The following is a 15244-nucleotide window of genomic DNA, read 5'->3' as shown; positions in this document are numbered from 1 at the left end:
TCATTAATCCTCTTAATACCAAGTTTGGCATGTTTTGAATGGCAGCAGCTAAAGCATCGAGTTGATCTGGCAATACACCTGATTTATTAACATCGTTATCAATGTTGACCTGAATACAAACATTTAATTTTTTGTGAGCGCTGCGCTGGTCATTAAGGCGTTGAGCTATTTTTAATCGGTCAACTGTGTGCATCCAATCAAAGTTTTCGGCCACTAAACGTGTTTTATTTGATTGCAAAGGGCCAATGAAATGCCAATCGATATCGGGTAAATATTTCAGTGCTTGTACCTTCTCTACGCCTTCTTGTACATAGTTTTCACCAAACAAACGTTGTCCAGCTTCATACGCTTGAACAATATCAGATACTGGTTTGGTTTTACTTACGGCTAGCAATCTCACCGAATTTAAAGGACGATTAGCTTCTAATGTAGATTGCTTAATCGTTGCAAGTGCGCTTTTGAGTCGTTCTGCTATTGTTTCCATATTGCATCAAGAATATACGGAGAATTTTGCGTGGATATTACCGAACTTTTGGCCTTTAGTGTACAAAATAAAGCCTCAGATTTACATCTTTCTGCTGGTTTACCCCCTATCATTCGTGTTGATGGTGAAATGCGAAAGCTAAATATACCCGCCTTAGAACACAAAGAAGTGCACAGTTTGATTTTTGAAATAATGAATGACAAACAGCGCAAAGAGTATGAAGAGAACTTAGAAACGGATTTTTCATTCGAAGTAAAAGATCTGTCTCGTTTTAGGGTAAACGCTTTTGTACAAAACCGAGGCGCGGCTGCGGTACTAAGAACCATCCCCAGTGACATTTTGAGTCTAGATGATTTAGGTGCACCGCAAATTTTCAAAGATATTATTAATCAACCTACAGGTATTGTATTGGTTACAGGGGCGACAGGCTCAGGTAAAAGTACTACCTTAGCGGCCATGATAGATCACATTAACAGCACAAAACGTGAACATATATTAACCATTGAAGATCCTATTGAATTTGTGCATCAAAATAAGCTCTGTGTGTTAAACCAAAGGGAAGTACATAGAGACACCCACAGTTTTAACAATGCTTTACGCTCTGCATTACGTGAAGATCCCGATATTATTCTGGTGGGTGAATTACGTGATTTAGAGACTATCCGTTTAGCGATATCAGCTGCAGAAACAGGCCATTTAGTGTTTGGTACTTTGCATACTAACTCTGCGCCTAAAACCATCGATAGATTAATTGATGTGTTCCCTGCTGCAGAAAAATCAATGATACGCTCCATGTTATCTGAATCTTTACGTGCCGTTATTTCCCAAACCTTATTGAAGAAAAATGGTGGGGGCCGAGTAGCTGCACACGAAATTATGTTGGGTATTCCCGCAATTCGAAATTTGATTCGTGAAGATAAAGTGCCGCAAATGTACTCTGTTATTCAAACAGGGCAGCAACATGGTATGCAGACTATGGATCAGTGTTTACAAAAGTTGGTGGCTGAAGGATTAATTTCCCCTCAAGATGCAGCAGCTAAGTCAATCGATAAAAAGCCATCTACAGGATTTTAAGGAGTAATTAATGGAACTTGGACCTTATTTAGAAGCCATGGAAGATGCTGGTGCATCTGATTTATTTGTAACTGTAGGTTTTCCCGTCAGTGCAAAAGTAAATGGCCAAATGACACCCATTGGTGACAGCTGTTTAACAGAAGAAGACGCTTTAGAATTAGTGCATGACGCTATGAACGACAAGCAAAAGAAAGAGTTTGAACAAACCAAAGAATGTAATTTTGCAATAGCTCGAGAGGATGTTGGCAGGTTCCGTTGTAGTGCGTTTTGGCAACGTGATATGGCTGGCATGGTAGTGAGGCGTATTGTCACGCAAATTCCACAAGTGGCAGAGCTAGGTTTACCTGAAATTCTCAAAGACGTGATCATGTCAAAACGAGGGCTTTTGTTATTTGTAGGTGCCACTGGTACTGGTAAATCTACGTCATTGGCAGCTTTAATGGGCCATAGAAATCAAAACTCTAAGGGGCATATTCTGACTATCGAAGACCCTATCGAATTTGTCCACGAACATGGAAATTGTGTGGTGACGCAAAGAGAAGTCGGAATTGATACTCAATCTTTTGATGACGCCTTAAAAAGCTCATTACGCCAGGCTCCCGATGTTATCTTGATTGGTGAGATCAGATCCATGGAAACCATGGAATATGCCATGTCGTTTGCTGACACTGGTCATTTATGTGTGGCAACCTTACACGCCAATAACGCTAACCAGGCTATCGAACGTATTATGCATTTGGCGCCGCCAGATCAACATGAAAAGTTACGTTTTGATTTGAGTTTAAATATGCGTGCTATCGTGGCACAACAATTAGTCCCCACACCTGATGGTAAAGGACGCGTGGCGGCAATTGAAATCTTACTCAATTCGCCCTTAGTGACTGATTTAATCCAGCGCAATGAAATTGGTGGTTTGAAAGAAGCCATGAGAAAAGGCAAGGAAATGGGCATGCAAAGCTTTGATATGGCTCTATATGACTTGTATCGTGCGGGGAGAATCACCCTAGATCATGCAATTCATCATGCTGATTCGCCGAATGACCTAAGGTTAATGATTAAGCTAGATTCGGATGAAGGTAACGCTTTGGGATCTCTATCTAATGTTTCTATTGATATGGATTAACGTGTCAGATGGAAAAAGTGTTTGATGATTTAGATCGGTTTAAGGTATTTCAAATAAAGCAGTTGCTTGAAGAAAAGGGCATTGATTGTTTTATCAAAAATGAATTTGCCATTGGTGCTATGGGGGAGCTGTCTCCATTAGACGCTGCTCCTGAAGTCTGGATATATGACGCAGATTGGTTACCTAAAGCAAATGTGTTCATTAAAGAGTTTTTAGCTCAACCAGTTGATTGCTCAGATTGGCAATGTTTGCAATGTAATGAGTCAAATGCAGCTAATTTTGAAGTTTGCTGGAAATGTGAGTCTGATAAGGCCTAAATAACAAAATTGCCTCATGAGTAATGAAACTTGATACCTATGCGAGATAAAATATAGTTTGTTAATAGTAGGCACTCTTACTTTGATTCGTTAAACTAGCGCTTAAATATGAAATTAAATGACTCGATTAGGGTCTTATCTTTAGTTAGATGAATTTAGGAAGTTTATGAACAAAGTAAAAATAGTATCGATTGCATTAATCGGTATGTTTCTGTTAACCGCATTTGTTGTATCAATCGACCGAAACATTGGTAGAGCAGTAGCTGCCGAATCCGTCAATACACAATCTGCGACCCCAAAATCGTTAACTAAATCAGTTGACTCTTCGTCAAAGGTTTCTGGCGCAGAGGATTACACCGCAGTAAAAAATAAAATTAGTCGTACTCTGCAACTTGAAGTGATGTCTGTCACCCCCGCGCCAATCGACGGTTTATTGCAGGTGATGACTGAAAGAGGTTTGTTTTATACTAGTTTAGACGGTGGTTATTTTGTTCAAGGTCGTATCTATAATTTAGATGAAGGTATGCGCAATGAAACGGAAGAGGCACTGACTGGAGCGCGATTAGCAGGTTTAGAAAGCTTTAAAGAGAGTGTAATTGAATATAAAGCTGATAACGAAAAATATGTTGTGAATGTATTTACAGACATAACGTGTGGTTATTGCCGTAAGTTTCACAATGAAATGCAAGATTACAATGATTTAGGCATAACGGTTCGTTATTTAGCCTTTCCTCGTGCAGGTCTAGGTGCAAAATCATTTTACGATATGGTTTCTGTTTGGTGTGCTGACAATCCAAATAAAGCAATGGATGATGCCAAAGGGGGGACAGAAGTCGCTTCAAAAACATGTAACTCTAAAATACCTGAGCAATATTCTTTTGCTCAACAAATGGGTGTAAACAGTACGCCTAATATTGTGCTTCCTAATGGCGCTTTGATTAAGGGCTACCAGCCTGCGGCTCAATTAGAGCAAGCGTTAAAAGAAATTATGTAATCAACTCCGTCCGCTAGTGATAAATCTAGCGGACTTTCCCCTTCCAACGGAACCTATTTATGCCAGCTGTGCAAATTAGTCGCAGAACTCACAAAAGTACTGAGCACCTTCCTGACTCATTGCATCCAAAGCTCAAACAAATTTATGCCGACCGTGGTATCGAAAATGCCGACCAATTAGCGCGAAGTGCTAATGCTTTATTACATTACGATAAGTTACAAGGTGTCGACCGGGCTGTTGAGTTGTTAGCTCAAGCCATAATGCAGAATCAAAAAATTGTCATTATTGGAGACTTTGATGCAGATGGTGCTACGAGTACAGCGCTAAGTATTTTGTCTTTACGCGCGATGGGCGTGAAAGACTGCGATTATTTGGTGCCGAATCGATTTGATTTTGGTTACGGATTAAGCCCTGAAATTGTAGAGGTCGCCGGTGAACAAAATGCACAGGTGTTGGTAACCGTCGATAATGGAATAAGTTGCATAGCCGGGGTAGAAAAAGCTAAATCCTTAGGTATGACTGTCATTATTACCGATCATCACCTAGCAGCAGAAACCTTGCCTAAAGCAGATGCTATCGTTAATCCTAATCAGCCCGGTTGCGACTTTTTGTCAAAAAATCTAGCTGGGGTTGGTGTGGCGTTTTATGTCTTGTTGGCATTGCGAGCAAAACTAAAGAATATAGGTTGGTTTGAGAAACAACAGATAAACGTTCCTAACTTAGCTGACTTCTTAGACTTAGTAGCCCTCGGCACAGTGGCTGATGTGGTGCCACTGGATGAAAATAATCGAATTTTAGTGCACCAGGGATTACAACGGATCCGCAGTGATAAATGCCGACCTGGTATCCAAGCCATGTTAGAAGTTGCGGGGCGCGATAAAAGTCGCTTAGTGGCTTCAGACTTGGGTTTTGTTGTTGGACCAAGATTAAATGCAGCGGGCCGTTTAGATGATATGGCGATGGGCATAGAGTGTTTGTTAACTGACCAAGCTAGTCGAGCCCGACAAATAGCGGTGCAACTTGATGGATTGAATCAAGAGCGGCGAGAAATTGAAAGCTCTATGCAACAAGAGGCAGTGAAGGCTCTTGAATCATTAAACATCGAGTCGAGTAAACTACCTTTTGGTTTGGTTTTATATCAAGCGGATTATCATCAAGGGGTAATAGGCATTTTAGCAGGGCGTATAAAAGATAAATATTACAGGCCTACTATTGCCTTTGCTCATCAAGACGACGATACCCTCAAAGGTTCTGCACGTTCTATCCCTGGTTTACATATTCGCGATTTACTTGAAGAGTTGAATAATCGATACCCAGATATTATTGGTAAATTTGGGGGGCATGCTATGGCGGCTGGTTTAAGTTTACCCGCTAAAAACTTGGCGGCGTTTGAACAAACATTTAATCAAATAGCACAGGAATACCTTAAAGATAAACCTTTAGCCGGTGAATTAATTACCGATGGTGAATTACAAACCGCTGACTTTTCTTTAGCATTTGCCCAAACGCTAAAAAATGCTGGGCCATGGGGACAAGGTTTTCCTGAGCCTCAATTTGATGGTGAGTTTGAGTTGGTCGATCAGAAGTTAGTGGGTAGCAAACATCTCAAAATGGTACTTAAACACGCTAGCGGTTTACTCATTGATGGCATTGCATTTAATGTGGATTTACAAGTTTGGCCAAACTTAGACTGTAAGTGGGTTAATCTGGCTTATAAACTGGACATAAATGAGTTTAGAGGGAGAACTAGTTTACAACTCATGGTGGAAGGAATTGTTGCGCATTAGCACAGCTCTGTGCAGAATTTCCTCTCTTGAAAGGAAAAAGATAGTTATATTTATTAAGTGCTTAGGTATTAATATTTATGTAATCAGTGATAAGTGCTAAACTAGTCTTTTTTAGGTAACTGGTAACTTAGCGATTATGGCAAAAAAGTCCGACGTCGAGAAACTTTTAGACAAACACGACAACCTTACTCATTCAGAAGATATGAAGGTGGCCTCTCACGTCCAGCGTAAAGACGACGATTGGTTCGCAAATACTTTGATGATAGAAGGTGTAGAAGTTCCATTTAAATTTCGCCGTCGCAAAGAGTACAAAAACCTTACCGGTTCATTAGTAAATTTAACTTATTATCCTATCACTGAAGAAGTTGCAGGCATGGAATTCGAAGCCATGAAAGTTGTACGGATAAAGGTTAGTTGATTTTAGTATTTTAATATCGGGTTGAACTAGTTGGCTTCAGAGCAAGTAAATGGTTTTTTGTTGCATAGACGTGAATACCGTGAGACTAGCTACTTAGCAGATTTTTTTACTTTAGAATTAGGTAAAGTGAGTGCCGTAATAAAAGGTGTTCGCGGTAGTAAAAGTGATAAAAAAAGCTTACTGCAATCTTTTCAACCTCTGTTACTACATATTTCTGGCAAACATGAGTTGCGAAACTTAAATCAGCTAGAAGCATCGGCAAGTATGTTGCGATTAACTGGTCATCAATTATTCTCAGCTATGTACCTCAACGAATTGTTGAATCGTTTATTGCCCAAAGAAGTACCCCATCCAGAAATATATGCCTTGTACCAAGAAAGCCTCATATCTTTACAAAGTACACAACTTATTGAACCGTGTTTACGCCAGTTTGAAACCAGTTTACTAAATGATTTAGGTTATGGTTTTGATATGCAAATGACTTACGATACGGGTGAGTATGTAGAACAAGATTTAGAATATTGTTTGGTGTTAGAGCAAGGAATTAAACAAGTACATAATCCAACTGAAACGGCCTATCGCTTTAGTGGCAAAGCTTTGTTACAAATGAATGAACACAATTGGACCCCAGCCAGTTTGCAATGTGCCAAAAGAATAAACAGAATGGCACTTAGCCATTTATTAGGACGAAAGCCGTTAAAAAGCCGGGAGCTTTTTCAACAAACTTGGTCCAAAAATGTCAACCGATCTAAGGATTGAAATGAAAGATGTATTACTCGGTGTGAATATTGATCACATTGCTACTCTAAGAAATGCTCGTGGTACTCAATACCCAGATCCAGTGCATGCCGCTGAAATTGCTGAAAGAGCCGGAGCAGACGGCATCACGATTCATTTACGTGAAGATAGACGACACATAAATGATCGTGATGTAGAAGTCCTTAAACAGACCATTCAAACTCGCATGAATCTGGAAATGGCTGTGACCGATGAAATGTTAGCTATTGCTGAAAAAACACAACCTGAATATTGTTGCTTAGTACCAGAAAAACGCGAAGAACTGACTACCGAAGGTGGGCTAGATGTTGCTAGCAACTTACCACGTATGACGGCTGCCTGTAGTCGACTAGCTAAAGCTGGCATTTTGGTTTCTTTGTTTATTGATGCTGACAAAAAACAAATTGATGCGGCGGTTGAAGCCGGGGCACCTTACATTGAGATACATACGGGGCAGTATGCAGAAGCTACCAATGCTATTAGCCAACAAAATGAATTGGCCATCTTAGTTGAAGGTATTCGTTACGCTCATAGTAAAGGCTTAAAGGTTAACGCAGGGCACGGTTTGCATTACCATAATGTGAAACCAATTGCGGCCATACCCGAATTGTATGAGTTAAATATTGGTCATGCCATCATTGCCAGAGCCGCATTTGACGGATTAGCTAAAGCGGTGAGTGATATGCGTGCTTTAATGTTAGAAGCTCGGGCTTAAAAATGATTGCCGGATTGGGAACGGATATAGTTGAAATTTCACGAATTGAAAAGCTTCTAGCTAACTCTCACCGTCTTGCTGAACGAATACTAACAACAGCAGAGTTAACCGTGTTTAAACAACATAAGTTTAAAGCTCGGTATTTGGCGAAACGTTTTGCGGCAAAAGAAGCTGCCGCTAAAGCCCTCGGCACGGGGATTGCTAATGGTGTTAGCTTTCAAGATATTGAAGTTGAAAACTTGTCCAGTGGGCAGCCTATCTTAAAGTTATCCGGCAAGTTTGCTCAAATATGTGAGCAAACCAGCATAAATCGGAGTTTTATATCTATTTCAGATGAACAACATTATGCAACAGCAACGGTGATTTTAGAGGTAGTTTGAGGTTATTTTGTTCGAAATGGTGCACTGTTATAGTGCTTAGTATGCGTAAATTAGTCGCAAGTATATCGTCACCAGCGTGATCCCTTTTATTATTGGCATATCAATTTTTATGTTTTGAAGGGTTATTTTTCAAACATTAGTAAGTATTAGGATAGTGTTAGATGGTTTCTATTCGTAAAGTGCATGACAAACAACGACCACCGTTTGATGAATGGTTGGCACAGTTGAATTTGCCCGACGCGACTAAACAAAAATTACGTGATGTGTCTGATACGCCAGAAATCTTGCTGATAGGGCAGGAAATGGTAGAAATACTACACGAATTGCACATGGATGATGAAACCTTACAAGCTGCTTTAGTCTACCCGTACTGCGAAGTTCATCAACTCAATGAAAAGCAAATTCAAGAGCAATTTGGCGAGGGTATTCAAAAGTTGATTATTGGTATACGTCGTATGGATGCCATTAAATCTTTGCATACACGAGCTAATAACGGCAAAAAGAACAGTGAAGCACAAATAGATAATGTGCGTAGAATGTTATTGGCAATGGTAGAAGACGTGCGAGCGGTAGTATTAAAACTAGCTGAACGAATTTGTAGCTTACAAAAAGTCAAAAATGAAGATGAAGAAACACGAGTTTTAGTGGCTCGTGAATGCGCCACTATATATGCCCCTTTGGCTAATCGTTTAGGCATTGGTCAGTTAAAATGGGAACTAGAAGACCATTCTTTTCGTTATTTGCATCCTATAACTTACAAAAAAATTGCCAAGTTATTAGATGAAAAACGCACCGCTCGAGAGTCGTACATTGAAGACTTTGTAACGGAGCTTCAAGGTGCTTTAGATAAACAAAATATCAAAGCCAAGGTATACGGGCGACCAAAACACATCTATAGCATCTGGAAAAAGATGCAGAATAAACATTTGGATTTTGATCAGCTCTACGATATTCGAGCCGTGCGAATTATTGCAGAACGTTTGCAAGACTGTTATGCCGCATTAGGCGTAGTGCACTCGCACTGGAAACACATTCCCAAAGAGTTTGATGATTATATTGCCACACCTAAGCCTAATGGATATCAATCTATTCATACCATTTGTTTGGGCAAACAAGGCAAAACCATTGAGATTCAAATTCGGACCAAACAAATGCACGATGATGCAGAACTAGGTGTAGCCGCTCATTGGCGATATAAAGAAGGTACTACACAAAGTCGTTCTGGTTATGAAGAGCGTATTAATTGGTTACGTAAAATCTTATTGTGGCAAGAAGAAGTTTCAGACAGCGGCGATATAGTAGAAGAGTTACGCAGCCAAGTATTTGATGATCGAGTTTACGTATTTACTCCTACTGGTGATGTAGTCGATTTACCTCTTGGCTCTACACCGTTAGATTTTGCTTATTATATCCACAGTAATGTCGGTCATAGATGTAATGGTGCAAAAGTAGGAGGGCGAATTGTACCTTTTACTTATCAACTACAAACCGGCGATCAAGTTGAAATCTTAACAGGGAAAAAATCAAACCCTAGTCGAGATTGGATGCACCAAGGGTTAGGATATGTTTACTCTTCTCGTGCGCGAGCCAAAATTCAAACTTACTTTAAGAAACAAGACAAAGATAAAAACTTATTGGCTGGTAAAGAAATACTCGATCGTGAGTTGTTTAAATTACACATAGATATAAAAGAAGCTAGCGAAGCTGTTGAACGTTTTAACATGCAAAGCTTAGATGATTTATATGCTGCCATTGGTGGTGGCGACATACGTATCATGCAAGTGGTACATTTTTTACAACAAAAACATGCACCAGAGCCAGAATCAGAACTCGATCCAAGAATTAAACCTCGCAAACCACAATCAGCTAAGTTAAAAAAAGACAGTATAGTGGTGGAAGGTGTCGGCAATTTAATGAACCAAATTGCGGGTTGTTGTCAGCCAATTCCAGGTGAAGAAATTATTGGTTATATTACCCAAGGTCGTGGGGTTAGTGTCCATAGAGAAGATTGTGAGCAACTCAATCACTTGTTAGATAGTCACCCAGAGCGGCAAATAGACGTTAATTGGGCTAGTGGTTTAGAAGCCGCTTTTCAAACCAAGTTACAGGTGTTAAGTACTGACAGAGCGGGCGTGCTGCGAGATGTAACCACGGTTTTGGCTAATGAAAAAGCCAGCTTACTCGGGGTAAACAGTAGCAGTGACATTCGCCAAAACACGGCCAAAATAGAACTCACACTTGAAGTGAAAAACCTAGCAAGTCTGTCTAAAACCATTTCTCGTATTCAGCAAGTAAAAGGTGTGTTAGACGTGTTTAAGGTAGATAAATAAGTGGCTGATTCTGATAATAAGCATCCAAAACTGCAAAATTTGCTCAATATTATGGAACAATTACGTGATCCTGTTGCAGGCTGTCCTTGGGATAACAAACAAACGTTTGAGTCTATTATTCCCCATACTATCGAAGAAACCTACGAAGTAGCGGATGCTATTTTGAATGGTGATGTGCTAGACATTAAGGATGAGTTAGGTGACTTACTATTCCAAATCGTATTTTATGCTCAACTGGCAAAAGAGCAAGGGGATTTTGAATTTGAAGATGTGGCAGAGGTTATTAGTGAAAAACTTGTTCGTCGCCATCCTCATGTTTTTTCTCATCAAAAAAGCACATCCAATGAATTATTGTCTGAACAATGGGAAGCTATAAAAACACAGGAGCGAGAAGCTCAAGGTAAAGCTAATGATTTAAGTGTTTTAGCCAATATACCAGCTGGATTAACACCGCTAATCCGAGCTAATAAATTACAAAAAAAATGTGCAAAAGTGGGGTTTGATTGGCCTGAATTACCTCCTGTAGTTGACAAAGTATATGAAGAAATCGATGAAGTGTTGGCAGAGCTAAATGTTCAAGAGGTGGACCAACAAGCCGTAGAAGAAGAAATTGGTGACTTGTTATTTGCCGTCGTCAATTTGTCTCGACACGCTAACGTTAATCCTGAAGTGGCTTTAATGAAAGCCAATAATAAATTTGAAAAACGTTTTAGGCAGGTAGAAAAATTGATGGCAGAACAGGGCTCGGATGTGAGCAAAGCAAGTTTGCAACAAATGGAAACTGCTTGGGTTAATGTTAAAGACAACGAATAAATTGAAACACTTTAAGTAAAAAACACTATATCAATAGGCAATGTACATGTATATTGCCTATTGATTAACGTATGTTGATACCTGAAACGGTGAACTCGGGTATTTTATGAGAAAAAATTTCACCAATAATTAAGAGTAACAAAAATGAGTAAAGGTACAGTTAAGTGGTTCAATGCTGATAAAGGTTTCGGATTCATCACTCCAGAAGACGGCGGCAAAGATTTGTTTGTTCACCATTCTGAAATTCAAGCAGGTGGCGGATACGCTTCTTTGAACGACGGTCAAGCTGTTGAGTTTGAAGTAGGCCAAGGCCAAAAAGGTCCTTGTGCAAATAAAGTCGTTCCACTTTAGACTTTAATTCAAAATTTAAAAAAGCAGCGAATGAGTTAATCATTCGCTGCTTTTTTATTTGTAATGAAAATAAATTTGAAAAACAGAATTTATTTTCATTACAAATAAACTTTTTCTAAATATGACTCGACTTATTAGTTATTAAGGTAAATCGATGAACTCATAGATGAAAAAAATAATACCTCTGTTAGGCTTTTTGTTAATCACTCTTACTGTCACTGGCATGGCAAGTCAAATGGAAAGTGTGGCTAAAGGTTATCAATTTAAACTCATTAAGAATGGCAATGTATTAGGCTCTATGCCAATGACGACTGAGCAAAAAGAGCTATATCTTGCTTGGCAGAGTCAGCAGTTAACCGGTGAAAATGAGCCTACACGTAAATTAAAGCGTCTTTTCATGGCAACGATCCAAGATAATTTGAATGATCTAGACGTTGAGCAAGTTCAAATTTTGACACCTTGTTCCCGTGTTAAAACCATTCAAGTTGCTAATCTTTTTTCTAGACAGTTTCCCGTGTATTGAAATATAAATATTAATAAAAAAACACCAGCAAATGCTGGTGTTTTTTATTGTCGTTTTATTTTCTAATTACTACTAATTGGTATTAGATTTTCTTCGATAACAATAAACACCACTCATTAGAAGAAGTAACCAAAACAAATTTCCGCCACCAGACGAGTTATTCACTGGCGGCGTAGTAGATGGCTGAGTCGGTGTTGGTTCCGGTGTAGGCGTAGGTGTCGTCACTACATCTGCTACAAAAGTAACGTTGCGCACAAAGCCTTTATCTTCACCTTCTACAGCTGCAGGATCTTTAGAATATCGCCAGCTAACTGTGTGAAATCCATCACCTAGCAAGAGGTTGTTGTTTGTATCTACATAAGCATCTACTTCAACTTCTCCACTAATAAAATCAATGAGTTCTCCATCCACATATAACTCTAATACATCAAAAGGATCTTCTGGATCATCTGTGTTTTCCTCTGATGACACGCCCCAATCGAATGACAGGGTACCAGCACCATCAACTAACGCTAATAGAATACTTTCTTGCCTGTGGTTGATTTGTCCACTTTCTACGCCACTAACTAGATTGTTAGTCCAAGGTAAATCACCTCCAGAGAACCAAGATACTTTGTCATTACTTGGGCCTGCAACGCCGGCTAAAGCATCTGCAGACGCGACAGCCATTCCTAACAGTCTACTGTAACTAGTTGATACATTAACGTCGGAGGAGGAGATTATTACCTTGGCCGTGTGTTCACCAGCATTTTGTGCCTGGTAATTAACCGTTAGTAGGCATGTGTCATTCGCTGCTAGGGTACTACAGTTGCTCGCATCTAGCGTAAACTCACTGTCACCTTCAATACTAAAGGTCACGGTAGTTGATTGATTAGAATTATTTGCCACACGTAACTCTGTGGTGTTAGTAATATCAGTAGGAACCACACCAAAGTTTTGTAATTGCTCAATGGCGATGCCAGTCGATATGGTATCTAACCACTCAGTAAATTCAGCTACGCGAGTATAAACACCTGGATAGTTTGGGTCTGCGCAACCAATTCCAAAACTGACTATGCCGACTTGTTGAATTCCTGTATTTGTATCAATGACGAGCGGGCCACCACTGTCACCCTGACAAGACCCTTTTTCTAAAGTGCTAGTGGCACAAAGCATCGCGTCGGTAATCGATCCTATACTTTGTTTACACTCATCATTGGAAAGCAAAGTTAAATCAACCTTGTGTAAAACATCTGGGAAATTTGAAGTCTCTCCTTCACCGCCAATATAACCTGTACGGCCTCCCCATCCAGCAACGGTAGAGGTGCTGTTTGATGCGGCAAATTGTTCAGTTATTTCTTTAGTCGCTAATTGAACGGCTTGGCCATTTACTGTTTCATTCAGTTCAATTATCGCAATATCATTATTAATGGCATCTGCATCGTATTCGGGGTGGATAAATATATTAGCAATGCCTACTGCATTTTCAGCACCATCTGATAGATCGTATTCACCAATATTCATTTTAAACAATAAAGCAGTGGGTGAGTCGACACAATGAGCCGCAGTTAACACCCATTTATCACCTAAAAACGTTGCACCACAACTGGCGTCTTGTTGTAAAACGCTGGTGGCTGAAACCGATAAACTTACAGTTTCACCTACTTGAGAAAGCAAGCTTTCTCCATCATCTTGAGTGACCGCAACAAGAGGAATTGTACCCGAGAAGTCAGTACCTAAAGTGCCTGAAATAGTACCTTCTACGTTGTTATAGATAATGGCAGCAATGCCGCCAGCTGATTCACAATTTGCAGATTTTTCAGCGAAAGTATTGGTACCTCGTTCGATGAGGCAGACCTTATCTTCTACATTTTCACAGGTTTGTTGGCCGTCGCCACAGGAAACTAATTCAGCCGTGACTTCACCACTTTTACCCTCTGAGAAATGACGAGTTGAGTAGCTCGTTCCGTTTAGCTCTAAGCTAGTAGCAAAATCTTGGAATGTAAAAACAAAAGCCGTCATCCAAGGCCAGTTCTGTTCTGTGGCTACTTCACCACCCACAATTTTAGTACTAATTAAACTCGGGTCAGATTGAGTTGATACGTGTGGATTCACTTTTTCGGCATTAGCCTGACAAGAAAAAATACTAACAGTGGTAACAATTAAACTACTTAGTAGCGGTTTGGCTTTAATAAATTTAGTCATAAACTCCTCTTGCCGTACATAGGGATATCAATTAAAAAACATGTAGGCTTTGAATTAGCAAATCATACTATATAGAACATAGCAGACATTAAATTCTTTCAATCGTTCACGATGTTGAATTAACTGTCAATGTAATGTACGAATATATCAGCATTAATGATCAAAATTTTTTAAAACATTATTCAAGTCTTGGTTTTTAAAATCGATAACCTAAGTAATAGTGTAATGTGGAAATAGTTTTGCTCGAACCTAAAGTTGACTTTGATGTACTCAATGATGATGGACTTGATCCCGTCATTATTAACGATCGTGAACTGAACGGTGAAATTAACAAAGCATCAACTCAAGGGGCCAAATTTTCATTATTGCTGGCAATGCTGGAACAAAATCATTTACATCGTCCAGTATTACAAGAAGTCCCAGAGCCTGAGTTAAATATTGCTGATGCGGCTTTTTTACACCATTACCGTTCCTCTACTTTAAAAGCTGATGTTGAAAGCTGGGCATACATTAATTCCACGAGCCAAATGATAAATTCAGGTCACATTCAAGACGCACATCTTTGGTTAGCTATGCATCCCGAGCCATTATCTCAGCATAATGATCCGCTACATTTAAGCGAAGAAATATTGGCTAACTGTAGTTATCCAACACAGAATCGATTACAGCAAAATAAAGAAAAGATTCTAAAGGTGGATGAGACTGGGTTATATAACATTCTCCAAGAGATGGAAGTCACAGCAGCCTAGTGTCAATAAGGATTGAATTAATGCCCATTCTGGAAGCCATTAATTGTGGTCTTGCTTCCTAAAAATATATAAGTCAGCTAGGGAATCACGCTTAAACCAATTGATTCTAATTATGGGGGGGTAATGCTTATAAGTGATAATGGTTTTAATTAAGAAAACCTCAAATACTTATAACACCTAGGTAATTCAGATTGCGCGTAAGAACAACACTCTCGGCTTATTCAG

Annotated in this window: 16 protein-coding genes; 14 read left to right on the top strand and 2 right to left on the bottom strand. The window is 39.5% G+C overall.

Annotated features, from left to right (window positions below):
- Nucleotides 1–484: YggS family pyridoxal phosphate-dependent enzyme (locus tag ACSHXM_RS06045; RefSeq protein WP_435687841.1), on the bottom strand; the 484-nt coding region annotated here is incomplete at its 3' end.
- A 30-nt stretch (nucleotides 485–514) separates the two neighbouring features.
- Here ACSHXM_RS06045 and ACSHXM_RS06040 point away from each other — a divergent pair.
- The 13 genes from ACSHXM_RS06040 to ACSHXM_RS05980 all read left to right on the top strand — a co-directional run bounded on the left by ACSHXM_RS06040 (nucleotide 515) and on the right by ACSHXM_RS05980 (nucleotide 12086).
- Nucleotides 515–1558, top strand: a complete 1044-nt coding sequence (locus ACSHXM_RS06040) for a type IV pilus twitching motility protein PilT (RefSeq protein ID WP_435687840.1) — start codon at nucleotides 515–517, stop codon at nucleotides 1556–1558.
- 10 nt (nucleotides 1559–1568) lie between these two features.
- Nucleotides 1569–2681, top strand: coding sequence for a PilT/PilU family type 4a pilus ATPase (locus ACSHXM_RS06035; protein ID WP_435687839.1), 1113 nt, complete (start codon nucleotides 1569–1571; stop codon nucleotides 2679–2681).
- Nucleotides 2682–2689: 8 nt separating this feature from the next.
- On the top strand, nucleotides 2690–2998 hold the full coding sequence (locus ACSHXM_RS06030; protein WP_435687838.1) for a DUF2007 domain-containing protein: 309 nt from the start codon (nucleotides 2690–2692) through the stop codon (nucleotides 2996–2998).
- A 166-nt stretch (nucleotides 2999–3164) separates the two neighbouring features.
- On the top strand, nucleotides 3165–3992 hold the full coding sequence (dsbC, locus tag ACSHXM_RS06025) for a bifunctional protein-disulfide isomerase/oxidoreductase DsbC (protein WP_435687837.1): 828 nt from the start codon (nucleotides 3165–3167) through the stop codon (nucleotides 3990–3992).
- A 68-nt stretch (nucleotides 3993–4060) separates the two neighbouring features.
- Nucleotides 4061–5779, top strand: a complete 1719-nt coding sequence (gene recJ / locus ACSHXM_RS06020; protein ID WP_435687843.1) for a single-stranded-DNA-specific exonuclease RecJ — start codon at nucleotides 4061–4063, stop codon at nucleotides 5777–5779.
- A gap of 136 nt (nucleotides 5780–5915) precedes the next feature.
- Nucleotides 5916–6197: a hypothetical protein gene (locus tag ACSHXM_RS06015; RefSeq protein WP_435687836.1), complete on the top strand. Its 282-nt coding sequence runs from the start codon at nucleotides 5916–5918 to the stop codon at nucleotides 6195–6197.
- Between the two features lie 30 nt (nucleotides 6198–6227).
- A complete protein-coding gene (gene recO, locus ACSHXM_RS06010; RefSeq protein WP_435687835.1) occupies nucleotides 6228–6956 on the top strand; it encodes a DNA repair protein RecO in 729 nt (242 codons plus the stop codon).
- Nucleotide 6957: 1 nt separating this feature from the next.
- Nucleotides 6958–7689 carry a pyridoxine 5'-phosphate synthase gene (pdxJ, locus tag ACSHXM_RS06005; protein ID WP_435687842.1) on the top strand — a complete coding sequence of 244 codons (732 nt, stop codon included), beginning with the start codon at nucleotides 6958–6960 and terminating at the stop codon, nucleotides 7687–7689.
- Between the two features lie 2 nt (nucleotides 7690–7691).
- Complete coding sequence (gene acpS, locus ACSHXM_RS06000; protein WP_435687834.1) at nucleotides 7692–8069, top strand: holo-ACP synthase; 378 nt, start codon at nucleotides 7692–7694, stop codon at nucleotides 8067–8069.
- Nucleotides 8070–8230: 161 nt separating this feature from the next.
- Nucleotides 8231–10399, top strand: a complete 2169-nt coding sequence (gene relA, locus ACSHXM_RS05995) for a GTP diphosphokinase (protein ID WP_435687833.1) — start codon at nucleotides 8231–8233, stop codon at nucleotides 10397–10399.
- A complete protein-coding gene (gene mazG / locus ACSHXM_RS05990) occupies nucleotides 10400–11212 on the top strand; it encodes a nucleoside triphosphate pyrophosphohydrolase (protein WP_435687832.1) in 813 nt (270 codons plus the stop codon).
- Between the two features lie 144 nt (nucleotides 11213–11356).
- Nucleotides 11357–11563 carry a cold-shock protein gene (locus ACSHXM_RS05985; RefSeq protein ID WP_435687831.1) on the top strand — a complete coding sequence of 69 codons (207 nt, stop codon included), beginning with the start codon at nucleotides 11357–11359 and terminating at the stop codon, nucleotides 11561–11563.
- A gap of 166 nt (nucleotides 11564–11729) precedes the next feature.
- The gene (locus tag ACSHXM_RS05980) at nucleotides 11730–12086 is read left to right on the top strand and encodes a hypothetical protein (protein ID WP_435687830.1); all 357 of its coding nucleotides are present in this window, start codon (nucleotides 11730–11732) and stop codon (nucleotides 12084–12086) included.
- Nucleotides 12087–12158: 72 nt separating this feature from the next.
- Here the strand turns inward: ACSHXM_RS05980 and ACSHXM_RS05975 are convergent, their stop codons facing one another.
- Complete coding sequence (locus ACSHXM_RS05975) at nucleotides 12159–14270, bottom strand: trypsin-like serine protease (RefSeq protein ID WP_435687829.1); 2112 nt, start codon at nucleotides 14268–14270, stop codon at nucleotides 12159–12161.
- A gap of 239 nt (nucleotides 14271–14509) precedes the next feature.
- Between ACSHXM_RS05975 and ACSHXM_RS05970 the strand changes: the two genes are divergently transcribed.
- A complete protein-coding gene (locus tag ACSHXM_RS05970) occupies nucleotides 14510–15019 on the top strand; it encodes a VC2046/SO_2500 family protein (protein ID WP_435687828.1) in 510 nt (169 codons plus the stop codon).
- Nucleotides 15020–15244: the final 225 nt, after the last annotated feature.

The sequence above is a fragment of the Paraglaciecola sp. genome, assembly GCF_051252315.1.
In the GTDB taxonomy this organism is placed as follows: Bacteria; Pseudomonadota; Gammaproteobacteria; order Enterobacterales; family Alteromonadaceae; genus Paraglaciecola.
Note: the sequence above shows the minus strand (reverse complement) of the source record. Positions and strands in the feature narration are given on the sequence as shown.

What these genes read in the sequence shown, in the direction of transcription:
- ACSHXM_RS06035 (WP_435687839.1), top strand. Translation starts at nt 1,569, where the DNA reads ATGGAACTTGGACCTTATTTAGAAGCCATGGAAGATGCTGGTGCATCT.
- ACSHXM_RS06030 (WP_435687838.1), top strand. Translation starts at nt 2,690, where the DNA reads ATGGAAAAAGTGTTTGATGATTTAGATCGGTTTAAGGTATTTCAAATA.
- dsbC (WP_435687837.1), top strand. Translation starts at nt 3,165, where the DNA reads ATGAACAAAGTAAAAATAGTATCGATTGCATTAATCGGTATGTTTCTG.
- ACSHXM_RS06015 (WP_435687836.1), top strand. Translation starts at nt 5,916, where the DNA reads ATGGCAAAAAAGTCCGACGTCGAGAAACTTTTAGACAAACACGACAAC.
- pdxJ (WP_435687842.1), top strand. Translation starts at nt 6,958, where the DNA reads ATGAAAGATGTATTACTCGGTGTGAATATTGATCACATTGCTACTCTA.
- acpS (WP_435687834.1), top strand. Translation starts at nt 7,692, where the DNA reads ATGATTGCCGGATTGGGAACGGATATAGTTGAAATTTCACGAATTGAA.
- relA (WP_435687833.1), top strand. Translation starts at nt 8,231, where the DNA reads ATGGTTTCTATTCGTAAAGTGCATGACAAACAACGACCACCGTTTGAT.
- ACSHXM_RS05985 (WP_435687831.1), top strand. Translation starts at nt 11,357, where the DNA reads ATGAGTAAAGGTACAGTTAAGTGGTTCAATGCTGATAAAGGTTTCGGA.
- ACSHXM_RS05980 (WP_435687830.1), top strand. Translation starts at nt 11,730, where the DNA reads ATGAAAAAAATAATACCTCTGTTAGGCTTTTTGTTAATCACTCTTACT.
- ACSHXM_RS05975 (WP_435687829.1), bottom strand. Translation starts at nt 14,270, where the DNA reads ATGACTAAATTTATTAAAGCCAAACCGCTACTAAGTAGTTTAATTGTT.